The organism is Plasticicumulans lactativorans (assembly GCF_004341245.1).
Classification (GTDB): domain Bacteria; phylum Pseudomonadota; class Gammaproteobacteria; order Competibacterales; family Competibacteraceae; genus Plasticicumulans_A; species Plasticicumulans_A lactativorans.
This window is the reverse complement of record NZ_SLWY01000006.1, coordinates 112,760-133,970: the sequence shown is the minus strand read 5'-3', so window position 1 is coordinate 133,970 and position 21,211 is coordinate 112,760. Positions and strand designations below refer to the sequence as shown.

Sequence of the window (21,211 nt, the reverse complement as noted above, 5' to 3'; positions counted from 1 at the left end):
CGGCTACAATCGGGCGTCCCGCCGCTCCGAGTCCCGCCGCCATGCCGCTCCTGAGTTTCACCGACGTCAGCATCGCCTTCGGCCTCGCCAGCCTGCTCGACCACGCCAGCTTCCAGATCGACGCCGGCGAGCGCGTGTGCCTGATCGGGCGCAACGGCACCGGCAAGTCCACGCTGCTCAAGCTGGTCGACGGCACCCAGGCGCCCGACGGCGGCGAGATCTGGCGCCAGCCGGGGCTGAAGATCGCGCGCCTCGAGCAGGAGATGCCCGAGGCCGGCGATTGCACGGTGTTCGAGATGGTCGCCGACGGCCTGCCCGAGATCGGCCGCCTGCTCGCCGACTACCACGCGGTCGCGCACGCCGTGGCGCACGATCACTCCGACGCGCTGCTGAAGCGCATGGAGCACCTGCAGCACGAACTGGAGGCCCGCGACGGCTGGAGCCTCAACCAGCGCGTCGAGCAGATCCTGTCGCGCCTGAGCCTGCCCGCCGACGCCACGCTCGGCGAGCTGTCGGGCGGCTGGCGGCGGCGCGTGCTGCTGGGCCGCGCGCTGGTCGGCGACCCCGACCTGCTGCTGCTCGACGAGCCCACCAACCACCTCGACGTCGAGGCCATCCAGTGGCTCGAAGAGCAGTTGCTCGACTTCCGCGGTGGCGTGCTGTTCGTCACCCACGACCGCGCGCTGCTCGAACGCCTGGCCACGCGCATCCTCGAACTCGACCGCGGCAAGCTCACCAGCTGGCCCGGCGACTACCCGAACTTCCTCGAGAAGAAGGCCGCGGCGCTGGAGGAGGAGGCGCGCCACAACGCGCTGTTCGACAAGAAGCTCGCGCAGGAGGAGGCGTGGATCCGCCAGGGCATCAAGGCGCGGCGCACCCGCAACGAGGGCCGCGTGCGGGCGCTGAAGGCACTGCGCGAGGAGCGCCGCGCGCGGCGCGAGGTGCAGGGCCGGGCGAGCTTCAGCGTCGAGGAGGCGGCGGCCTCCGGCAAGCTGGTCGCCGAGGTCACCGACATCGGCTACGCGTGGGAAGGCAGGCCGATCGTGCGCGACTTCTCGGCGCGCATCATGCGCGGCGATCGCATCGGCCTGATCGGCCCCAACGGCGCCGGCAAGACCACGCTGCTGCGCCTGCTGCTCGGCCAGCTCACCCCCGACCGCGGCAGCGTGCGCCTCGGCACCAAGCTCGAGGTGGCCTACTTCGACCAGCTCCGCGCCCGCCTCGACCCCGAGCTCAGCGTCATCGACAACATCGCCGAGGGCCGCGAGTTCATCGAGATCGGCGGCGAGCGCAAGCACATCATCAGCTACCTGCAGGACTTCCTGTTCAGCCCCGAGCGCACCCGCACGCCGGTGCGCTCGCTGTCCGGCGGTGAACGCAACCGCCTGCTGCTGGCGCGCCTGTTCAGCCAGCCGGCCAACCTGCTGGTGCTCGACGAGCCCACCAACGACCTCGACATCGAGACCCTCGAACTGCTCGAGGAGCGCCTGATGGACTTCGGCGGCACCCTGTTGCTGGTGTCGCACGACCGCGCCTTCCTCGACAACGTGGTCACGTCGAGCTTCGTGTTCGAGGGCGACGGGCGGGTGCGCGAGTACGTCGGTGGCTACTCCGACTGGCTGCGCCAGCGCGGCGCACCGGTGGCGCCGGCGGCCAAGCCCCGGGTCGAGGCGCGCCCGCCGGTGCCGGTCGCCGCCGAGCCGGCCAAGCCGAAGCCGGGCAAGCTGAGCTACAAGGACGCGCGCGAGCTCGACGCCCTGCCGGCGCGCATCGAGGCGCTCGAAGCCGAACAGGCCGCCCTCAGCGCGCGCACCGCCGACGCCGGCTTCTACCGCCAGCCCAAGGCCGAGCAGAACGCGGTGCTCGAACGCCTGAACGCGCTCGGCGACGAACTCGCCGCCGCCTACGCGCGCTGGGACCAGCTCGAGGCGCTGAAGGACGGGCGGGCCTGAGGCGGCCGGGCGCCACGCGCCCTGCGCCGCGGCGGCGGGCGGCTACGCTGGAGGGGTGTACCGCCGAGGACGCCGCCATGCCGCTGCCGAACCGCCATCCGACCCCGCCGCCTGCGCACGGCCGGCGGGCCCTGCCGTGCGGGGGTGCGGCATGAGCGCGCACGGGTGGCGGACGGGCCTTGCCGGGCTGGCGCTGGCGGCGCTCTGCGCGGCGCCGGCGCTGGCGGCGTCGGACGCCGCGGTGCAGGCGCCGACCCTGCGCGTCGACGACACCTGGGTGTACCGGCTCACCGAGGACGGACAGGCGACGCCGCTGATGCAGCGCGTCACCGGCGTCGACGCCGACGGCTACCGGCTCGAATCCCAGGAGATCGATTTCGGCGGCTTCCAGCGGACGCGGCTCGACCGGCAGTTGAACCTCGTCGAGCGCGAGGTCGGCGCGCACCGGCTCGTCAGCTTCACGCCGTTCTACCCGTACTTTCAGTTCCCGCTCGAACCCGGCGCCGAGTGGTCGGGCGAGGTGCAGATCCGCCACAACTGGGAGGCCGGCTTCCTGCTCGACCGCAGCCTGCGCTTCCGCGTCGTCGGCTGGGAGGAGGTGCACGTGCCGGCCGGCATCCTCCACGCGCTGCGCATCGAAGGCGAAGGCCGCAACGGCGGGCGCATCGGCGAGCGCGAACTCCACGGCCGGGTGCACGAGCGCCTGTGGTACGCCCCTGCCGTGCGCAACGTGGTGCGGCGCGAGTTCGACGAGCCCGCCGCCACGGGCGGGCGGCACAAGCAGACCTGGGAACTGCTGGAGTACCACCTGCAGCCGTGATGCCCGCTGCAGGCTGCCGCATCACGGGCGCCCGGTCGGGATGCCCTTGCGGTTGAAGTAGTACTCGATCACCCGCACCACGTAGCGGCGCACGTCGGGGTCGGCGGGCACCCGCCGGCCCGCCGCGAGCACCGGCTGCGCGCCGGCGTAGTACGCCGCCATCACCAGGCTCAGGTTGTGGAAGCGGTCGAGCTGGCGGCGCAGGTAGCGGCTGCCGGCGTCGATGTTGGCGGCGGGGTCGAAGGGCTCGGCGAGGCCGAGCTCGGCGGCGGTCGCCGGCATCAGCTGCATCAGCCCGAGCGCCCCGCGGTGCGACACCGCGCGCGGGTCGTAGCCCGACTCGGCGCGGATCATCGCGTGGATCAGCGCCGGGTCGAGGCGGTGGCGGCGCGCGGCGGCCTCGATCAGCGCATCGAAGCGCGTCGGCCGCGGCGCCGGTGCGGCGCGCGGTGCCGCCGCCGCGTCGGCATCGTCGCCGGCGGCGCCGGCCGGGGCGCAGAGCGCGAGCAGGCCGGCGAGCAGCAGCGCACGCGCCGGCGGCGGCAGCGGGGCGGGGGCGGGCGGGCGCGGCATCTCGGGCATCGGGCGGACGGGTGACGGTGCGGAAGGTCCATCGTAGACCGGGACGCGGTCGCCGCGCAGGAGCCGCTTTGGCATCATGGCCGCTGCCCGTTCCCGCCCGACCGCCGCCATGCCGCATCCGCTCGTCCGCTTCACCGCTTCCGATGGGCAGTCGATCCACCTCAAGCGCCGCGGCCACGGCCGCCCGCTGGTGCTGCTGCACGGCTGGACCTCGAGCCACGCCGACTGGGCCCACGTCACCACCGCGCTCGCCGGCGAATGCGAGAGCTTCGCCTGGGACGCGCGCGCCCACGCCGGGCACCCGCTCACCGGCGCGCCGGCGACGGTCGCGCGGATGGCCGACGACCTCGCCGAGCTGATCGCGCATTTCGCGCTGGTGCGGCCGGTGCTGGTCGGCCACTCGATGGGCGTGCTGACGATCTGGGAGTACCTGCGCCGCCACGGCGGCGCGGCGATCGCCGGGCTGTGCCTGATCGACCAGTCGCCGAAGCTCGTCACCGACGCCGGCTGGCGCCACGGCATCTACGGCGACTTCGACGCCATCCGCGCGCGCTGGTTTGCCGCGCGCCAGCGCGAGGACTTCGCCGAGGCGGTGCTGGAGCTCGCCGCCGGCGGCCACAACCGGCGCATGGCCGAGCGCTACGCGCGCGAGCCCGAGAAGTTCCAGCGCAGCCGCGAGCACCTGCGCGGGCTCGACGCCGCGGCCCTCACCGCGTGCTGGCTGACGCTCGCCGCCGGCGACTGGCGCGCCGTGCTGCCGACGATCGCGGTGCCGACGCTGCTGGTGTACGGCGCCGAGAGCAACTTCTACGCCGCCGCCACCGCCGCCTGGGTGCAGGCGCAGATCCCCGGCGCGCAGCGCCTGAGCTACCCCGGCGCCGACCACAGCCCGCACTTCTGGCACCGCGACCGCTTCGTCACCGACCTGCGCGGGCTGCTCGCGCGCGTCGACGGTGGCGCCGCGTGAGCCGCCCGGCACCGCTCGCGGTCGTCTACGCCGACGCGGACTTCGTCGCCGTCGACAAGCCCGCAGGGCTGCTGATGCACCGCAGCGACCTCGCCGCCGAGGTCGGCGAGGTGCTGATGCAGCGCCTGCGCGACCAGTTGCGGCGGCGCGTGTACCTGGTGCACCGGCTCGACCGGCCGACCTCGGGGGTGGTGCTGTTCGGGCTCTCGGCCGCCGCGGCGCGCGCCGCCTGCGCGCAGTTCGAAGCCCGCAGCGCCACCAAGACCTACCTCGGCGTGGTGCGGGGCTGGGCCGACCCGGCCGGCGTGATCGACCACCCGCTGGTGGAGGAGGAAGGGCGCGCGCCGCAGACGGCGACCACCGCCTACCGCTGCCTCGCCACCGCGACCTGGCCGCTCGCGGTCGGCCGCTACCCGAGCGCGCGCTACTCGCTCGTCGCGGTGCAGCCGCAGACCGGCCGCCGGCACCAGATCCGCAAGCATTTCCACCACGCCAGCCACCCGCTGATCGGCGATACCACGCACGGCGACGGTCGCCACAACCGCGTGTTCCGCGAGCACCTCGACTGCCACCGCCTGCTGCTGCACGCCGCGCGCCTGCGCCTGCCGCACCCGGCCGGCGGCGAGCTCGACGTGCAGGCGCCGCCGTCCGGCGCCTTCGCCGCGGTGCTGGAGCGCCTCGGCTGGAGCGCGGCGGCGCAGAGCGTCTACCGCTGAGCCGCGGCCGCGCCGCGCTTGGCAGCGGTGGGCGGGCGCGCGGAGAATGGCGGCCCCGTTTCCGACCCCAGCAGCGAGCCCGCCATGTCCGGCAATACCTACGGCAAGCTCTTCAGCGTCACCACCGCCGGCGAAAGCCACGGCCCCGGCCTGGTCGGCATCGTCGACGGCTGCCCGCCCGGGCTCGAACTGTGCGAGGCCGACCTGCAGCACGACCTCGACCGCCGCCGCCCCGGCACCAGCCGCCATACCACGCAGCGGCGCGAGCCCGACGAAGTGCGCATCCTCAGCGGCGTGTTCGAGGGCCGCACCACCGGCAGCCCGATCGCGCTCGTCATCGACAACGTCGACCAGCGCTCGAAGGACTACGGCAAGATCGCCGCGCAGTTCCGCCCCGGCCACGCCGACTACACCTACCACCACAAGTACGGGCACCGTGACTACCGCGGCGGCGGGCGCTCGTCGGCGCGCGAGACGGCGATGCGGGTGGCGGCCGGCGCGATCGCCAAGAAGTGGCTGCGCGAGCACCACGGCACCGAGGTGCGCGGCTACCTGTCGCAGCTCGGCCCGATCCGCCCCGAGCGGCTGCTGTGGGAAGCGGTCGACGACAACCCGTTCTTCTGCCCCGACCCGGACAAGCTGCCCGAGCTCGAAGCCTTCATGGATGCGCTGCGCAAGTCCGGCGACTCGGTCGGCGCCAAAGTGACGGTGGTCGCGTCGGGCGTGCCGGTGGGGCTCGGCGAGCCGATCTTCGACCGCCTCGACGCCGAGCTCGCGCACGCGCTGATGAGCATCAACGCGGTCAAGGGCGTCGAGATCGGCGACGGCTTCGCCTGCGTCGAGGCGCGCGGCACCGAGTTCCGCGACGAGCTGACGCCGGCCGGCTTCCTCAGCAACCACGCCGGCGGCATCCTCGGTGGCATCTCCACCGGGCAGGACGTGGTCGCGCACATCGCGCTCAAGCCGACCTCCAGCATCCGCCTGCCCGGGCGCAGCATCGACGTCGACGGCGTGCCCTGCGAGGTGGTCACCACCGGGCGCCACGACCCCTGCGTCGGCATCCGCGCCACGCCGATCGCCGAGGCGATGGTCGCGCTGGTGCTGATGGACCACGCGCTGCGCCAGCGCGCGCAGAACGCCGACGTGCGCGTGGCCACCCCGGCGATCCCCGGCCGCGTCGGCTGACGCCGCCGCGCACGATGTTCGTCCGCCTCGGCGCGTACTACTTCCTGTTCTTCGCCGCGGTCGGGGTGTTCATCCCCTACTGGCCGCCGTACCTGCAGGCGCGCGGCCTGTCGCCGGAGGCGATCGGCAGCCTGCTCGGCCTCGCCTCGGCCACCCGCGTGGTGGTGCCGAACCTGTGGGGCTGGCTCGCCGACCGCCGCGGCCGGCCGATGGCGGTGGTGCGGCTGGCGGGCGGGCTCGCCGCGCTCGCCGTCGCGGCGCTGCTGGTGGTGCCCGACAGCGTCGCGGTGCTCGCCGCGGTCACCGTCGCCTACGTGGTGTTCTCGGCCGGCACGCTGTCGCAGTTCGAGGCGACGACCTTCGCGCACCTCGGCCGCGACGGCGCGCGCTACGGCCGCATCCGGCTGTGGGGCTCGGTCGGCTTCATCGTCGCGGTGAGCGGCTTCGCGCCGCTGCTCGAGCGCCTCGGCAGCGGCGTCACGCCGCTGCTGCTGGGCGGGCTGCTGGCGGCGCTGTGGCTGCTCAGCCTGGCGGTGGCCGACGGCCCGGTGCAGCGCCACGACGCCGGGGGCGGCGGCCTCGGCAGCGTGCTGCGCCGCCGCGAGGTGCAGGCGCTGCTCGCGGTGAGCTGCCTGGTGCAGGTCGCGCACGGCCCTTACTACACCTTCTACTCGATCCACCTGGCGGCGAACGGCTACGGCCGCGAGGCCGTGGGCGCGCTGTGGAGCCTCGGCGTGCTCGCCGAGATCGGCGTGTTCATCGTGATGCCGCGGCTGTGGACGCGCTTCGGCCCGCGCCGCCTGCTGCTCGCGGCGCTGCTGCTGAGCGCGCTGCGCTGGACGCTGGTCGGACTCGCCGCCGCACAGCTCGGCGCCGTGCTGCTCGCGCAACTGCTGCACGCGGCGAGCTTCGGCATCTGCCACGCGGTGGCGGTGCAACTGGTGCAGCGCTGGTTCGGGCCGCGCCACCAGGGGCGCGGGCAGGCGCTCTACGCGAGCATGAGCGGCGGCCTCGGCGGCGGCCTCGGCGCCTGGCTCTCCGGGCAGGTCTGGCCGGCGTTCGGGCCCGCCGCGACCTTCCTGGTCGGTGCCGCGGTGTTCCTGCTCGCCTTCACGGTGGCGCTGCTGGCGGTGCGGGAGCCGGCCGGCGCGCCGGCTTGACCCACGTCAGCCGCGCACGGGGCCGCCGGTGTGCCGGGCGTGGCGCCCGGCTATGCTGCGCGCGCCACTCGCCCGCAGGCCCAGGAGAGCCTTACGCCATGCAGATCGTCGTCTTCAGCACCCAGCGCTACGACCGCGAACTTCTCACCGCGGCCAACGCCGAGCACGGCCATGCGCTCGTGTTCGAGGAAGCCCCGCTCAGCCTCAGCACCGCGAGCCTCGCCGCGGGCGTGCCGGCGGTGTGCATCTTCGTCAACGACCACGCCGACGCCGCCACGCTCGCCAAGCTCGCCGCCGGCGGCACGCGGCTGGTCGCACTGCGTTGCACCGGCTTCAACAACGTCGACCTGGACGCCGCGGCGCGGCTCGGCATCCGCGTGGTGCGCGTCACCGACTACTCGCCGTACTCGGTCGCCGAGCACGCGGTGGCGCTGCTGCTCGCGCTCGACCGCAAGGTGCACCGCGCCTACAACCGCACCCGCGACGGCAACTTCGCGCTCGACGGGCTGATGGGCTTCGACCTGCACGGGCGCAGCGTGGCGGTGCTCGGCACCGGCAAGATCGGCCGCGTGTTCGCGCGCATCATGGCCGGCTTCGGCTGCGAGCTGCTCGGCTACGACGCCTACCCGAACGCCGAATTCGAGGCGCTCGGCGGGCGCTACGCCGGGCTCGACGAGATCATCGATCGCGCCGACGTGATCTCGCTGCACTGCCCGCTGACCCCCGAGACGCGCCGCATCATCAACGCCGACACGCTGGCGCGGATGAAGCGCGGCGCGCTGGTGATCAACACCAGCCGCGGCGGGCTGCTCGACACCGAGGCGGCGATCGGGGCACTGAAGAGCGGCCAGCTCGGCGGGCTCGGGATCGACGTCTACGAGCAGGAGGCGGGGGTGTTCTTCCGCGACCTGTCGTCGTCGATCATCGCCGACGACGTGCTGCAGCGGCTGGTGGCGTTCCCGAACGTGATCGTCACCGGCCACCAGGGCTTCTTCACCCGCGAGGCGATCGGCACGATCTGCGCGACCACGCTGGCGAGCGCCAGCGCCTTCGAGCGCGGCGAGCCGCTCGTCAACGAACTGCACGCCGGCTGAGGCCGGCGCGCGCGCAGGGCTCAGCCGAGCCGCACGAGGCCGCGGCGGAAGCGCGCGGCGTTGTCGACGTAGTGGCGGGCGCTTCGCGCGAGCCCGTCGATCTGCTCGGGGGTGAGCGTGCGCGCCACCCGCGCCGGGCTGCCGACGATCAGCGAGCCGTCGGGGAACGCCTTGCCCTCGGTGACCAGCGCGCCGGCGCCGACCAGGCAGTGCCTGCCGATGCGCGCGCCGTTCAGCACCACGGCGCCGATGCCGATCAGCGAGCCGTCGCCGATGCTGCAGCCGTGCAGCATCGCCTGGTGGCCGACGGTGACGTGGTCGCCGATCTCCAGCGGCCTGCCCGGATCGGCGTGCAGCACGCTGGCATCCTGGATGTTGGTGCCGCGGCCGATGCGGATGGTGTCCGGGCCGTCGCCGCGGATCACCACGCCGAACCAGACGCTGGCGTCCTCGCCCAGCGCGACGTTGCCGATGACTTCGGCGCTGTCGGCGACCCAGGCCGATGCGGCAATCGTCGGGGCCACCCCGTCCAACGCGTAAATCGCCATGTGCATGCCCTCAAGCGCAGCGGCGGCGCTGCGCCGCACGTCGGGAGGCGGCCGGCCGCGCGGGAAGGCGGCGGCCGCCGGTGAGCGGGGCCGGCCTCAGTCGTCCTCGGTGAAGGCCTCGTCGCGCTTCCTGCGCAGCGCCGGGCTCAGCACCGCGATGAGCCCGGCGAGCGCCAGCAGCAACATCACCGCGCTGATCGGGCGGGTGACGAACACGCTCGGGTCGCCCTTGGACAGCAGCAGCGCGCGGCGCAGGTACTCCTCCATCATCGGGCCGAGGATGAAGCCGAGCATCAGCGGCGCCGGCTCGCAGTCGAGCTTGGCGAAGACGTAGCCGGCGAGTCCGAACAGCGCCATCAGGTGGACGTCGAAGGTGCTGTTGTTGAGGCTGAACACGCCGATCGCGCAGAACACCAGGATCGCCGGGTAGAGCAGGTGGTAGGGCACCAGGATCATCCGCACCCACAGCCCGATCAGCGGCAGGTTGAGCACCAGCAGGAAGAAGTTGCCGATCCACATCGACACGATCAGGCCCCAGAACAGCGTCGGCTGCTCGGTCATCACCGCCGGGCCGGGCTGGATGCCCTGGATGATCATCGCGCCGATCATCAGCGCCATCACCGGGTTCGACGGAATGCCGAGCGTCAGCATCGGGATGAACGAGGTCTGCGCGCCGGCGTTGTTGGCCGATTCGGGCGCCGCCACGCCCTCGATCGCGCCCTTGCCGAAGTTGGCCGCGTTCGGCGAGACCTTCTTCTCCAGCGCGTAGGCGGAGAACGACGCGAGCATCGCGCCGCCGCCGGGGAGGATGCCGAGCACCGAGCCGAGCGCGGTGCCGCGCAGCACCGGGGCGATGATGCGCCTGAAGTCCTCGCGCGTCGGCAACAGCCCGGTGACGCGCTTGATCATCACCTCGCGCGTCATCTCGTGCTCCAGGTTGCGCACGATCTCGCCGATGCCGAACACGCCCATCGCCACCACGACGAAGTTGATGCCGTCGGCGAGCTCGGGCAGGTCGAAGGTGTAGCGCGCGGTGCCCGAATTGACGTCGGTGCCGACCAGGCCGAGCAGCAGGCCGAACACGATCATGCCGACGGCGTGCAGCAGCGAGCCGTGGGCGAGCACGATCGAGGCGACCAGGCCCAGCACCATCAGCGAGAAGTACTCGGCCGGGCCGAAGGTCAGCGCCACGTCGGCGAGCGGCGGGGCGAAGAAGGCGATCAGCAGCGTCGACAGCGTACCGGCGATGAACGAGCCGATCGCCGCGGTGGCGAGCGCCTTGCCGGCGTGCCCCTGGCGCGCCATCTGGTAGCCGTCGAGCGCGGTGACCACCGAGGACGATTCACCCGGCAGGTTGACCAGGATCGCCGTGGTCGAGCCGCCGTACTGCGCGCCGTAGTAGATGCCGGCGAGCATGATCAGCGCCGCCACCGGCGGCAGGCCGAAGGTGGCCGGCAGCAGCATCGCGATGGTGGCGACCGGGCCGAGGCCGGGCAGCACGCCGATGGCGGTGCCGAGGAACACCCCGAGCAGGCAGTAGGCGAGGTTGGCGAGGCTCATCGCCGTTTCGAGGCCGAGCCACAGGTTGGCGAGGATCTCCATCGCGTCAGCCTCCGAACCACGTGCCGAGCATCGGCATCGGCACGCCGAGGCCCTTGACGAAGACCAGCACGCTGAACACCGTCAGCCCGGCGGCGAGCAGCAGCGAGGGCGCCAGGCGGAAGCGCTTGCTGGCGAAGGCGCCGATCACCACCAGCGCGGGCAGCGCGACGACGAGCCCGGCGCTGCGCACCAGGAAGCCGAACAGCAGCACGGCGCCGAGCACCAGCGCCACCTCGCCCAGCGCGAAGCGGCCGATGCCCTCACCGTCGCCGAAGAAGGCGCGCACCGCCGAGATCAGCCCGATCAGCGCGAGCAGCGCGCCGAGCACGGTGGGGAAGTAGCCGGGCCCCATGCGCCCGGCGCTGCCCATGCCGTAGTCGCGCGCCAGCCACACGGCGGCGAGGCCGAAGGCGAGGTACATCACCCCCGACCAGAAATCCTTCGGGTGCCGGATCACGCTCATCGTCTTGCTCCTCTCGAGGTGGGTGGGCGGAGGCGACATCCGCGTCGCTACGCCGTTGCGGGTTCGCCGCGGCCGGGCCGCTCCGCCGCCGCGGATCACGTCATCCGCCGGGCCGCACGACCGCTCGCGCCCCGAACCATAGCCGACGGCTCCGGGCTTCGCCGCGGCGGCCAGGGGCGACGACGGCGGCCGGGGCGGGCGGGTTGCGTGCGGTGTGAGTTCGAGTGGGTGGGCGCCGGCCCGTCTCCGTCACCGCGGGCCGGCCGCGGCGAGGGCGGGACTGGCGCCCGGCGGTATGCCGTCCATGGCATCAGGGCTGAGCGGGCGCGCGTGCCGCCGCGTCCTGTTCGTCTGCGACGGCCTGCTCCAGGGTTTCCCGATCCGCATCCGTCAGCGCGGCCAGGCCCTGGCAGTCCGCATCGCCGAGTCGTGCGGCCAGTGCTTGCGCGAGGCCGAAGTCGGCGTCGCCCGTGTCGATGCCGCGAAGGAACCGTTCAAAAACTGACCACCGCCGAGTGAGTCCGCGTGCGACGTCCGCGTCTGCACACGCCCGTCGCATGAGCGCTGGAAGATGTTTTTCGGCGCGGAACGCCGCGAAGTCCCGACCCTGTTCACGACAGCCGAGCGCCTCGGGGCCGAAGCAGTCACCTGTGATGCGCAGCGTGCCGAAGCCCTGCTGCCGGGCCGCCGCGAGGCGCGCGGTGAAGGCTTCCAGCGCTCCGGGGTCGAGGTACGGTTCGACGCCTTGCCGCAGCGCCTCGACCGCGTCGGCGCTCAGCAGCTGATCCGACACGCCGCGCAAGGCGGCGGCTTCAGCAGAGACGCCCGTCCCTGTAGCGCCGGCAAGCGCTGTGCGACTCAGATCGGCCGCATCAAGTTGGGCGAGGTCGAGGCTCGCGCCCTGGAGTTGGGCGCCGCCGAGGCTCGCGCCCTGGAGTTGGGCGGTGAAGAGGCTCGCGCCCTGGAGTTGGGCGGTGAAGAGGCGCGCGCCCTGGAGCCGGGCGCCGTCGAGGCTCGCGCCCTGGAGCCGGGCGCCGACGAGGCTCGCGCCCTGGAGCTGGGCGCCGTCGAGGCGCGCGCCCTGGAGCTGGGCGAAGTCGAGGCGCGCGCCCTGGAGCTGGGCGTTGACGAGGTACGCGCCCTGGAGCTGGGCGAAGTCGAGGCGCGCGCCCTGGAGCTGGGCGCCGACGAGGCTCGCGCCCTGGAGCTGGGCGAAGTCGAGGCGCGCGCCCTGGAGCTGGGCGAAGTCGAGGCGCGCGCCCTGGAGGTTGGCGCGGTCGAGGCTCGCGCCTTGGAGGTAGGCGAGGTTGAGGCGGGCACCCTGGATCTGGGCGCTGACGAGATTCGCCCCGGCCAGGCGTGACTCGCTCAGATCGGCGAGCGGCAGCACGGCGCCGCTGAGGTCGGCGCCCTGCAGGTCGCGCCCCTTCAGCTTGCCGAGTGGCACCGTCTGGGCGAGCGCGTCCTTCAGCGTTTTCTGTTTCTCCGACGCGTTCTCCGCCGGCGCTGGCGCCGCCCCGGCTCCGGTGATGGTCCGTCCGGCCGGCAGGCGGTCGAGATCGCCCCGCAGCGCGTGCCGCACTTCGGCGGAGGGTTTCTCGTCCAGCAGCACCTCGCCGTGCAGGTCGAGGTAGCGCTCGGGGAGCAGGCGTGCGAGCAGCGGCTCCGCTTCGGTGCCGATCGCTCTACCTCGCGCATCACGATGCGGGTCGAACAGCCAGGCGGTGAGCCACAGCGTCGGGCCGAGCTTGCCGCGAACATCCTGATCCGCGCAGGCGGCGGGTGGTTCCGAGTCCTTGTCAGCCGCTTCGGCTCGAACCCGGAGCGTAAGCGCGCCGCCGACCAGCCAGCGGCATCGCCCCCAATCCGACAATGTGCTGCGATTGAGCCAACGCACCAGTTGGCCTTCGAAGCCGTCGAGGTGCCAGACCAGCTTCGCGGAGTCTCCTTCGCCCTGCGTCTCGTAGCGCTGGCCCGGCACCAGGGCGACGGTGGCGAAGCCGACCGTAATCAGAAAGCCGATCGCCATCGCACGCGTCGCCAGCCACGGCGAGGCACCGATCTTGCGACCGGATTTGTCATGCCAGCACTCCGATTGGAAACCACTCTCCCAAATGCCGCTGCGCGAGGCGATCAGCGGCCATAACAACCTCACCGTAATCGCATCCATCCACACCGCGCCGCGCTGCGACCAGGTGATCGCCTCCGAGTGATAGGCGAGAAACTTCACCTGCACGAACAGCAGCACGAACCACGGAAACGCGATCACGCTGGTGAACACCGCCACCGCCAGCAGCGGCCGCACCAGCCGGCCGGCGCCGTGCAGCAGGTAGTGGACGAAGGGGAACAGGTACAGGCGTGGCGCCAGCGCGGCGTAGTCGGTGGTGGTCGAGAACGCCCAGGTCTTGCGCGCCAGCAGTTCGAACTGGATCAGCAGGTTCAGGTGCACCAGCCAGTACAGCCACGGCACCGCAGCGTAGAAGCTGGTGAGCCCCACCTGCACGTCGATCAGCGGCAGCTTCACCGGGCTGTCGAGCGCGAGGTCGCGGTGGGTGGTGCCCCACACCGTCACCACCACGTAGGCGCTGAGCGCCATGAAGGCGACGTGCAGCCCGGCGACCGTGCCGGCGGCCGCGTTGACGGTGTCGAGCAGGTCCTTGCCGGAGGGGGTGGCGTCAGTCGGGGCGGCTTCCGGCGCTGGCGTCGTTGCAGGTTCCGTGGCCGGCGCTGCCGCAGCGTCAGTCGTCGCGGGCGCTGGCGGTGGCACCGGGGCCGACGCGGGCGTCGACATCCCGGTCGCCAGGGCGCGCCACGGGTCCAGCGGCTTGCGGGGGCCATGCGGCTTCACGGGTGCGCTCCCAGCGGATCTTCTTCGTTTCCCATCGAGCTTAGCCGGCCGCCGGCACGTCGCCACGGTCGCGGGGTGCGGCGGTCGCCGGCCATTGCACAACGGGGGTGCGCTTTGTAGCCGGGTGACTACATTTGAGCGTGTGCCGGTACGCAGGGTGGTCCGGGTACCGGGTTCCATGCTGGCCAACGCTTACGGGGTACGCTTCATGTTCCAGTCACGCCTGTGCCTGGCGGCCGCGGTCGCCGCCTCCCTGATCGCCGCGCCGGCGTTCGCCGCGAAGACGCTGGTGTATTGCTCCGAGGCGAGCCCCGAGGGCTTCAATGCGCAGTTCTACACCGCCGGCACGACCTTCGACGCCGTCTCGCAGCCGCTCTACAACCGCCTGGTGGAGTTCGAGCGCGGCGCGACGACGATCATCCCGGGCCTCGCGGAACGCTGGGAGGTGTCACCCGACGGGCTGCAGTACACCTTCCACCTGCGCAAGGGGGTGAAGTTCCACACCACCGCCGACTTCAAGCCGACGCGCGACTTCAACGCCGACGACGTGGTGTTCAGCTTCCTGCGCCAGCTCGACAAGAACCACCCGTACCACAAGGTCTCGGGCGGCACCTACGAGTACTTCGAGGGCATGGACCTGCCGGCGCTGATCGACAAGGTCGAGAAGGTCGACGACGACACCGTGCGCTTCGTGCTGAAGCACCCGGAGGCGCCGTTCCTCGCCGACATCGCGATGGACCTCGGCTCGATCATGTCGGCCGAGTACGCCGACGCGATGATGAAGGCGGGCAGGCCCGAGACCATCGACCTGAAGCCGGTCGGCACCGGGCCGTTCCAGCTCGTCAACTACCAGAAGGACGCGGTGATCCGCTACAAGGCCAACGCCGACTACTGGCGCGGCAAGGCGCCGATCGACACGCTGGTGTTCGCGATCACGCCCGATGCCTCGGTGCGCTACGCCAAGCTCAAGGCCGGCGAGTGCCACGTGATGTCCTACCCCAACCCCGCCGACCTGGCGGCGATGAAGACCGACCCGAACATCAACCTGCTGTCGCAGGAAGGGCTCAACATCGGCTACCTGGCGTTCAACACGCAGAAGAAGCCCTTCGACGACATGCGCGTGCGCCAGGCGCTGAACCTGGCGGTGAACAAGGCGGCGATCATCGAGGCGGTCTACCAGGGCGCCGGCAAGGTGGCGAAGAACCCGATCCCGCCGACCATCTGGTCGTACAACGACGCGGTGCAGGACTACCCCTACGACCCCGAGAAGGCCAGGGCGCTGCTCAAGGAGGCCGGCCTCGGCGACGGCTTCGAGACCGACCTGTGGGCGATGCCGGTGCAGCGGCCCTACAACCCCAACGCCCGGCGCATGGCCGAGATGATCCAGGCCGACTGGGCCAGGATCGGCGTGAAGGCGAAGATCGTCAGCTTCGAATGGGGCGAGTACCTGAAGCGGCTGAAGGCCGGCGAGCACCAGACCGCGCTGATGGGCTGGACCGGCGACAACGGCGACCCGGACAACTTCCTCGCCACGCTGCTGTCCTGCGAGTCGGCGAAGACCGGCAGCAACTACGCCAAGTGGTGCTACGCGCCCTACCAGGAGCTGATCACCAAGGCGCGCATGGTCTCCGACGTCGCCGAGCGCACCAAGCTCTACGAGCAGGCGCAGGTGGTGTTCAAGGAGCAGGCGCCGTGGATCACCATCGCGCACTCGGTGGTCTACCAGCCGGTGCGCAAGGAAGTCGTCGACTTCCGCATCCACCCCTTCGGCCTCAACCTGTTCTACGGGGTCGACATCAAGTGAGCCCGCGCCCGGGCCCGGCGCAGCCGCCGGGTCCGGGCACGGCCATCGGGAGCGTGCCGCCATGCTGAGCTTCGTGCTGCGCCGTGTGGGCCTGCTGGTGCCGACCTTCATCGGCGTCACGCTGATCGCCTTCGCCCTGATCCACCTGATTCCCGGCGACCCGATCGAGCTGCTCGCCGGCGAGCGCGGCATCGACCCCGCCCGCCACGCGCAACTGATGCGGGAGATGGGCTTCGACCAGCCGCTGTGGCAGCAGTACCTGAACTACATCGGCGCGGCGCTGCAGGGCGACCTCGGCCGCTCGATCAAGACCCGCGAGCCGGTGCTGACGGAGTTCTTCACGCTGTTCCCGGCGACCATCGAGCTGTCGCTGTGCGCGATGCTGTTCGCCGTCGTCATCGGGCTGCCGGTGGGCATCCTCGCCGCCATCAGGCGCGGCTCGGTGTTCGACCACACGGTGATGGGTGTCTCGCTCGCCGGCTACTCGATGCCGATCTTCTGGTGGGCGCTGCTGCTGATCCTGGTGTTCTCGGTCAACCTGGGCTGGACGCCGGTGTCGGGGCGCATCGCGGTGGCCTACTTCGTCGAGCCGGTGACCGGCTTCATGCTGATCGACACGCTGCTCGCCGGCGACACCGACGCCTTCGCCTCGGCGCTGCACCACCTGGTGCTGCCGTCGATCGTGCTCGGCACCATCCCGCTCGCGGTGGTGGCGCGGATGACGCGCTCGTCGATGATGGAGGTGATCCGCGAGGACTACATCCGCGTGGCGCGCGCCAAGGGGCTGTCGCAGACGCGGGTGATCCTGGTGCACGCGCTGCGCAACGCGCTGATCCCGGTGGTGACCGTGATCGGCCTGCAGATCGGCACGCTGCTCGCCGGCGCCATCCTCACCGAGACCATCTTCGCCTGGCCGGGCGTGGGCAAGTGGCTGGTGGACTCGATCAGCCGCCGCGACTACCCGGCGGTGCAGGGCGGCATCCTGCTCGTCGCCGCCGTGGTGATGCTGGTCAACCTGCTGGTCGACATGCTCTACGGCCTGATCAACCCGCGTATCCGCCACGCCCGCTGACCCTTCGGAGCTGCCGCCATGAGTGCCACCGAGCCCGTCGTCGTCGAACAGGAAAAACCGCCGGGCCCCTGGCTCGAGAACTGGCGCCACTTCGCCGCCAACCGCGGCGCGCTGGCCGGGCTCGCGGTGATCGTCGTGATCACCGTGCTCGCGCTGCTGGCGCCGTGGGTGGCGCCGCACGCCCCGCACGAACAGTTCCGCGACGCGCTGCTGCTGCCGCCGGCGTGGAGCGCCGGCGGCGATGCGCGCTTCCTGCTCGGCACCGACGACGTCGGCCGCGACATCCTGTCGCGGCTGTTGTTCGGCGCGCGGCTGTCGCTGCTGGTCGGGGCGATCGTGGTGACGCTGTCGCTCGCCGTCGGCATCACGCTCGGGCTGATCGCCGGCTTCTTCCGCGGCACGGTCGAGAGCCTGATCATGCGGCTGATGGACATCCTGCTGGCGCTGCCGAGCCTGCTGCTGGCGATCGCCATCGTCGCGATCCTCGGCCCGAGCCTCGCCAACGCGATGGTCGCCATCGCCATCGTGGTGCTGCCGCACTACGTGCGCCTGACCCGCGCCGCGGTGATCGCCGAGACCAGCAAGGACTACGTGATCGCGAGCGAGGTCGCCGGCGCCGGGCTGCTGCGGCAGATGTTCGTCAACGTGCTGCCGAACTGCATGGCGCCGCTGATCGTGCAGGCGACGCTCGGCTTCTCCTCGGCGATCCTCGACGCCGCCGCGCTCGGCTTCCTCGGCCTGGGGGCGCAGCCGCCCACGCCCGAGTGGGGGACGATGCTCGCCGACGCGCGCCAGTTCATCCAGCGCGCGTGGTGGGTGGTGACCTTCCCCGGCGTTGCGATCCTGGTCACCGTGCTCGCCTTCAACCTGATGGGCGACGGGCTGCGTGACGCCCTCGACCCCAAGCTCAAGCGCTGACGCCATGGCCATGCTCGAAATCGACAGGCTCACCGTGGAGTTCGGCCGCGAGGAGGCGCCGTTTCGCGCGGTCGATGGCGTCAGCCTCAGCGTGGACCGCGGCGAGGTGGTCGGCATCGTCGGCGAGTCCGGCTCGGGCAAGTCGGTGACCTCGCTCGCGCTGATGGGGCTGATCGACTACCCCGGCCGGGTGCGCGCCGAGCGCCTGCGCTTCGACGGCCAGGACCTGCTCGCCGCCTCCGACCGGCAGCGGCGGCGCATCGTCGGCAAGGACATCGCGATGATCTTCCAGGACCCGATGACCAGCCTGAACCCCTGTTACACGGTGGGCTTCCAGATCATGGAGGCGCTCGCGGTGCACGCCGGCGGCAGCCGCGCCGAGCGCCGCACGCGCACGCTGGAGCTGCTGGAGCAGGTCGGCATCCCCGACCCGGCGAGCCGCATCGACGCCTACCCGCACCAGCTCTCGGGCGGCATGAGCCAGCGCGTGATGATCGCGATGGCGATCGCCTGCAACCCCAGCCTGCTGATCGCCGACGAGCCCACCACCGCGCTCGACGTGACCATCCAGGCGCAGATCATGGACCTGCTGCGCGAGCTGCAGACGCGCAACCGCATGGGGCTGATGCTGATCACGCACGACCTCGCGGTGGTCGCCGAGAGCTGCCAGCGCATCGTGGTGATGTACGCCGGCCAGGTGGTCGAGACCGGCGCGGTCGAGGCGGTGTTCGCCGCGCCGCGCCACCCCTACACCGCGGCGCTGCTCGCCTCGCTGCCCGAGCACGGCAGCTACAAGTCGCGGCTCGCCTCGCTGCCCGGCGTGGTGCCCGGCCAGTACGACCGCCCGCGCGGCTGCCTGCTCAACCCGCGCTGCCCGCACGCCACCGAACGCTGCCGCGCCGAGGCGCCGCAGTTGCGCAGCGACGATCGCGGCGGCGTTCGCTGCCACACGCCCCTCGCGGCCGACGGGAGGCCCACGCCATGAGCGGACCCGAAGCGGTGATGGAGGCGCAGGACCTGCGCCGCTACTACGAGCTGTCGCGCGGCTGGCTCGCCCCGAAGGCGACGGTGAAGGCGCTCGACGGCGTGTCGTTCACGCTGGCGCCGCACCGCACCCTCGCCGTGGTCGGCGAGAGCGGCTGCGGCAAGTCCACGCTCGCGCGCCAGCTCACGCTGATCGAGCCGCCGTCGTCGGGGGCGCTGCGCCTCAACGGGCGCGACTACGCGACGGCCAGCGAGGCGGAGCGCCGGCGCGCGCGCCGGCAGGTGCAGATCATCTTCCAGAACCCCTACGGCTCGCTCAACCCGCGCAAGAAGATCGGCGCGATCCTCGCCGAGCCGCTTGCGATCAACACCGATCTCGGCTCCGTCGAGCGCGAGGCGCGGGTGCGCGAGGTGATGGCCAAGGTCGGCCTGCGCCCCGAGCACTACATGCGCTACCCGCACATGTTCTCGGGCGGCCAGCGCCAGCGCGTCGCGATCGCCCGTGCGCTGATGCTGAAGCCGCGCGTGGTGGTGGCCGACGAACCGGTGTCGGCGCTCGACGTGTCGATCCAGGCGCAGGTGCTCAACCTGCTGATGGACCTGCAGGACGAGCTCGGCATGGCCTACGTGTTCATCTCGCACGACCTCGCCGTGGTCCGCCACATCGCCGACGACGTGCTGGTGATGTACCTCGGCCGGCCGGTGGAGCAGGGGGCCTCGGCGGAGGTGTTCGCGCGGCCGCTGCACCCCTACACCCGCGCGCTGCTCGCCGCCGCCCCGAGCCTCGACCCCGACCGCCGCGCCGGGCGCAGCGTGCTGCGCGGCGAACTGCCCTCACCGCTGAACCCGCCGGCGGGCTGCGCCTTCCACACCCGCTGCCCGCACGCCGACGGCGAGTGCGCCGCCCGCCGCCCCGAACCGCGCAGCTACGGCGGGCGCGAGGTCGCCTGCCACCACGTCGAACGCATCGGCTGAGCCGCGCGACCGGCGCCTCTGATGACGCCGGCCCTCGGCCGCCTTTGCGGCGGCGGGGCTCCCGTTACCCCGTATAGGCCTGCTGGAACGCGCTCTTCATGTCAGCCCCGCTGATCCAGTTCTTCGCCTTGAACAGCTTGAGAATGTTATTGGCGTGACCGAACAGGAGCTTGCTGCTCTTGTAATCCCGACTGACCCAATGCTGGTGGAAATTCGTCAGAGTACCGATACTGGTGGTGTTCATCGCCACCTGCATATCCGCGTGCAGTTGATCGTGGAAGCGCGCATCCGATCCTTCATCGTGGTTGTATATTTCATGGCCATCCATGGTTGAAAACATGCCATACACTTCTTCCAGATAGGTCTTGCTCGGACAGTCGATCGTCAGCGCGGTACCGGATTGCCCGTCATGATGGAGAATCAGATGGTTGATCCGATTCGTTGCGACGGGTATCAGGATGAATGCCATTTCAGTCTCCTCGGGCTTGATGAATCAATGCCTGGCAAATAGTCCGCTGTGGAGAAATCAATCGATCAGCGCTGTAACGTCGGAGTTGACCGGCATGTTAGAGCGGACGGCGCTCCGCCTTGTAATCGAACTCTCTCGAAAACAGCTTCGTAAACCGCGTCTTGTGATACGGCCAAGTGCGGTGATCGTCTAACATATGAACAAAAACATCACCCGCTAGGCCGGGGCCGAGCGCGTTGAACAGAAGAACGAGCAGCACATCGTACACGCGTTCAAGTTCACGGACGAAGGACTCCAACTGCTTGGGCGTTTCGAACCCGGGGGAAATACCCTGGGTCAGCAACCGCAAAGACTCCTGTACTTGCTCGGGGGAGCGATGGACGTACCGGCACAGCGACGAATACTGGCTCTTGATTTCGCCCATGAAAGCCTTGTTCTCGGGATCTGAGTAGCTGTAAAGGCGGAAGTCCTCGACAAAGGAGACTGAGGAACTGGGGATGTGGTCAGCGAGGAAGGTGATCTTCTCCGCCAAAGGCTTGCCCATGAGCTTCAGATCCGCATAGACATGCTTTGACACGGACTCGAGCAGGTAGCGCAGTTCGCGCTTAGCCACGGTCAGCTGCCCCTCTCTTGCCAGGGACCACACGGCTACCACGGATTGCAGCGTATCGTCTATGAACCGGAACGACAAGAATTCGTCGTAGGTCGAGGACCGCGTCGACATCATCCACATGGCGTGAATGCCGAAAGTGACGCCCTCCGTCAGTCGCTGAAGCCGCTTTGTTTGGGCTACAAATGGCTCCGACGAACGAAGTGCGGCGTGATTCGCCACAACCTTCTCGTGCGCGGCTCTGATCGATTCGAACGGGTCGTTGTTCATGCGCTCTAATATTAAAAGTGGGCAACGTTCAAACGGCAACGCCGTTTGAACGTCCGCTCTTGATCTGTTGGGTTGGCGATTAGATTTTCAACTGCAAGGGCAAATTTTCTCCAATTTGCTTTCGCTGCTCCATCTCCGTTGTTATACCCCGCAGCCTTCAGTGCATATTCCG

General features: G+C 70.9%; 19 protein-coding genes. 12 read left to right on the top strand and 7 right to left on the bottom strand.

Features of this window, described 5'->3' with window-relative positions:
- Positions 1 to 41 precede the first annotated feature (41 nt).
- The gene (gene uup, locus EV699_RS06390) at positions 42 to 1,952 is read left to right on the top strand and encodes an ATP-binding cassette ATPase Uup (RefSeq protein ID WP_132540260.1); all 1,911 of its coding nucleotides are present in this window, start codon (positions 42 to 44) and stop codon (positions 1,950 to 1,952) included.
- A 151-nt stretch (positions 1,953 to 2,103) separates the two neighbouring features.
- Positions 2,104 to 2,772 carry a hypothetical protein gene (locus EV699_RS06385; protein ID WP_132540257.1) on the top strand — a complete coding sequence of 223 codons (669 nt, stop codon included), beginning with the start codon at positions 2,104 to 2,106 and terminating at the stop codon, positions 2,770 to 2,772.
- A gap of 21 nt (positions 2,773 to 2,793) precedes the next feature.
- Here the strand turns inward: EV699_RS06385 and EV699_RS06380 are convergent, their stop codons facing one another.
- Positions 2,794 to 3,345, bottom strand: a complete 552-nt coding sequence (locus EV699_RS06380) for a lytic transglycosylase domain-containing protein (protein WP_165904056.1) — start codon at positions 3,343 to 3,345, stop codon at positions 2,794 to 2,796.
- A 118-nt stretch (positions 3,346 to 3,463) separates the two neighbouring features.
- On the opposite strand from EV699_RS06380, the gene EV699_RS06375 reads away from it, so the two are divergent.
- The 5 genes from EV699_RS06375 to EV699_RS06355 all read left to right on the top strand — a co-directional run bounded on the left by EV699_RS06375 (position 3,464) and on the right by EV699_RS06355 (position 8,476).
- Entirely contained in the window at positions 3,464 to 4,321 is an 858-nt protein-coding gene (locus tag EV699_RS06375; RefSeq protein WP_165904055.1) for an alpha/beta fold hydrolase, read from the top strand.
- Entirely contained in the window at positions 4,318 to 5,037 is a 720-nt protein-coding gene (locus tag EV699_RS06370; protein WP_132540248.1) for a pseudouridine synthase, read from the top strand. The genes EV699_RS06375 and EV699_RS06370 overlap by 4 nt, the downstream gene beginning before the upstream one ends.
- Before the next feature lie 84 nt (positions 5,038 to 5,121).
- The gene (aroC, locus tag EV699_RS06365) at positions 5,122 to 6,222 is read left to right on the top strand and encodes a chorismate synthase (RefSeq protein ID WP_132540245.1); all 1,101 of its coding nucleotides are present in this window, start codon (positions 5,122 to 5,124) and stop codon (positions 6,220 to 6,222) included.
- A 14-nt stretch (positions 6,223 to 6,236) separates the two neighbouring features.
- Positions 6,237 to 7,382: an MFS transporter gene (locus EV699_RS06360; protein WP_132540242.1), complete on the top strand. Its 1,146-nt coding sequence runs from the start codon at positions 6,237 to 6,239 to the stop codon at positions 7,380 to 7,382.
- Between the two features lie 98 nt (positions 7,383 to 7,480).
- The gene (locus EV699_RS06355) at positions 7,481 to 8,476 is read left to right on the top strand and encodes a 2-hydroxyacid dehydrogenase (protein ID WP_132540239.1); all 996 of its coding nucleotides are present in this window, start codon (positions 7,481 to 7,483) and stop codon (positions 8,474 to 8,476) included.
- A 20-nt stretch (positions 8,477 to 8,496) separates the two neighbouring features.
- Here EV699_RS06355 and EV699_RS06350 read toward each other — a convergent pair whose 3' ends face one another.
- The 4 genes from EV699_RS06350 to EV699_RS06335 all read right to left on the bottom strand — a co-directional run bounded on the left by EV699_RS06350 (position 8,497) and on the right by EV699_RS06335 (position 13,937).
- A complete protein-coding gene (locus EV699_RS06350) occupies positions 8,497 to 9,024 on the bottom strand; it encodes a gamma carbonic anhydrase family protein (protein WP_132540236.1) in 528 nt (175 codons plus the stop codon).
- A gap of 96 nt (positions 9,025 to 9,120) precedes the next feature.
- Positions 9,121 to 10,626, bottom strand: a complete 1,506-nt coding sequence (locus EV699_RS06345) for a tripartite tricarboxylate transporter permease (RefSeq protein ID WP_132540233.1) — start codon at positions 10,624 to 10,626, stop codon at positions 9,121 to 9,123.
- Between the two features lie 4 nt (positions 10,627 to 10,630).
- A complete protein-coding gene (locus tag EV699_RS06340) occupies positions 10,631 to 11,089 on the bottom strand; it encodes a tripartite tricarboxylate transporter TctB family protein (RefSeq protein ID WP_132540229.1) in 459 nt (152 codons plus the stop codon).
- A gap of 310 nt (positions 11,090 to 11,399) precedes the next feature.
- Positions 11,400 to 13,937 carry a pentapeptide repeat-containing protein gene (locus tag EV699_RS06335; protein WP_165904054.1) on the bottom strand — a complete coding sequence of 846 codons (2,538 nt, stop codon included), beginning with the start codon at positions 13,935 to 13,937 and terminating at the stop codon, positions 11,400 to 11,402.
- 178 nt (positions 13,938 to 14,115) lie between these two features.
- Here EV699_RS06335 and EV699_RS06325 point away from each other — a divergent pair, with 178 nt between their 5' ends.
- The 5 genes from EV699_RS06325 (at position 14,116) to EV699_RS06305 (ending at position 19,690) form a co-directional block, all read left to right on the top strand.
- Entirely contained in the window at positions 14,116 to 15,741 is a 1,626-nt protein-coding gene (locus EV699_RS06325) for an ABC transporter substrate-binding protein (protein WP_279389402.1), read from the top strand.
- A 61-nt stretch (positions 15,742 to 15,802) separates the two neighbouring features.
- Positions 15,803 to 16,813, top strand: a complete 1,011-nt coding sequence (locus EV699_RS06320; protein ID WP_132540220.1) for an ABC transporter permease subunit — start codon at positions 15,803 to 15,805, stop codon at positions 16,811 to 16,813.
- A gap of 18 nt (positions 16,814 to 16,831) precedes the next feature.
- Positions 16,832 to 17,731, top strand: a complete 900-nt coding sequence (locus EV699_RS06315) for an ABC transporter permease subunit (RefSeq protein WP_132540217.1) — start codon at positions 16,832 to 16,834, stop codon at positions 17,729 to 17,731.
- A 4-nt stretch (positions 17,732 to 17,735) separates the two neighbouring features.
- On the top strand, positions 17,736 to 18,716 hold the full coding sequence (dppD, locus tag EV699_RS06310; RefSeq protein WP_132540214.1) for a dipeptide ABC transporter ATP-binding protein: 981 nt from the start codon (positions 17,736 to 17,738) through the stop codon (positions 18,714 to 18,716).
- On the top strand, positions 18,713 to 19,690 hold the full coding sequence (locus EV699_RS06305) for a dipeptide ABC transporter ATP-binding protein (RefSeq protein ID WP_132540211.1): 978 nt from the start codon (positions 18,713 to 18,715) through the stop codon (positions 19,688 to 19,690). The genes dppD and EV699_RS06305 overlap by 4 nt, the downstream gene beginning before the upstream one ends.
- 64 nt (positions 19,691 to 19,754) lie before the next feature.
- On the opposite strand, the gene EV699_RS06300 is transcribed toward EV699_RS06305, so the two are convergent.
- Together EV699_RS06300 and EV699_RS06295 are read right to left on the bottom strand one after the other, a co-directional pair.
- On the bottom strand, positions 19,755 to 20,159 hold the full coding sequence (locus EV699_RS06300; protein WP_132540208.1) for a hypothetical protein: 405 nt from the start codon (positions 20,157 to 20,159) through the stop codon (positions 19,755 to 19,757).
- Positions 20,160 to 20,256: 97 nt separating this feature from the next.
- Positions 20,257 to 21,039, bottom strand: coding sequence for a hypothetical protein (locus EV699_RS06295; RefSeq protein WP_132540205.1), 783 nt, complete (start codon positions 21,037 to 21,039; stop codon positions 20,257 to 20,259).
- Between the last annotated feature and the right edge of the window lie 172 nt (positions 21,040 to 21,211).

Excerpts from the sequence above, each read along its gene's own strand:
- uup (WP_132540260.1), top strand. The coding sequence starts at position 42 with ATGCCGCTCCTGAGTTTCACCGACGTCAGCATCGCCTTCGGCCTCGCC.
- EV699_RS06385 (WP_132540257.1), top strand. The coding sequence starts at position 2,104 with ATGAGCGCGCACGGGTGGCGGACGGGCCTTGCCGGGCTGGCGCTGGCG.
- EV699_RS06380 (WP_165904056.1), bottom strand. The coding sequence starts at position 3,345 with ATGCCGCGCCCGCCCGCCCCCGCCCCGCTGCCGCCGCCGGCGCGTGCG.
- EV699_RS06375 (WP_165904055.1), top strand. The coding sequence starts at position 3,464 with ATGCCGCATCCGCTCGTCCGCTTCACCGCTTCCGATGGGCAGTCGATC.
- aroC (WP_132540245.1), top strand. The coding sequence starts at position 5,122 with ATGTCCGGCAATACCTACGGCAAGCTCTTCAGCGTCACCACCGCCGGC.
- EV699_RS06360 (WP_132540242.1), top strand. The coding sequence starts at position 6,237 with ATGTTCGTCCGCCTCGGCGCGTACTACTTCCTGTTCTTCGCCGCGGTC.
- EV699_RS06355 (WP_132540239.1), top strand. The coding sequence starts at position 7,481 with ATGCAGATCGTCGTCTTCAGCACCCAGCGCTACGACCGCGAACTTCTC.
- EV699_RS06350 (WP_132540236.1), bottom strand. The coding sequence starts at position 9,024 with ATGGCGATTTACGCGTTGGACGGGGTGGCCCCGACGATTGCCGCATCG.
- EV699_RS06345 (WP_132540233.1), bottom strand. The coding sequence starts at position 10,626 with ATGGAGATCCTCGCCAACCTGTGGCTCGGCCTCGAAACGGCGATGAGC.
- EV699_RS06340 (WP_132540229.1), bottom strand. The coding sequence starts at position 11,089 with ATGAGCGTGATCCGGCACCCGAAGGATTTCTGGTCGGGGGTGATGTAC.
- EV699_RS06325 (WP_279389402.1), top strand. The coding sequence starts at position 14,116 with ATGCTGGCCAACGCTTACGGGGTACGCTTCATGTTCCAGTCACGCCTG.
- EV699_RS06320 (WP_132540220.1), top strand. The coding sequence starts at position 15,803 with ATGCTGAGCTTCGTGCTGCGCCGTGTGGGCCTGCTGGTGCCGACCTTC.
- EV699_RS06315 (WP_132540217.1), top strand. The coding sequence starts at position 16,832 with ATGAGTGCCACCGAGCCCGTCGTCGTCGAACAGGAAAAACCGCCGGGC.
- dppD (WP_132540214.1), top strand. The coding sequence starts at position 17,736 with ATGGCCATGCTCGAAATCGACAGGCTCACCGTGGAGTTCGGCCGCGAG.
- EV699_RS06305 (WP_132540211.1), top strand. The coding sequence starts at position 18,713 with ATGAGCGGACCCGAAGCGGTGATGGAGGCGCAGGACCTGCGCCGCTAC.
- EV699_RS06300 (WP_132540208.1), bottom strand. The coding sequence starts at position 20,159 with ATGGCATTCATCCTGATACCCGTCGCAACGAATCGGATCAACCATCTG.
- EV699_RS06295 (WP_132540205.1), bottom strand. The coding sequence starts at position 21,039 with ATGAACAACGACCCGTTCGAATCGATCAGAGCCGCGCACGAGAAGGTT.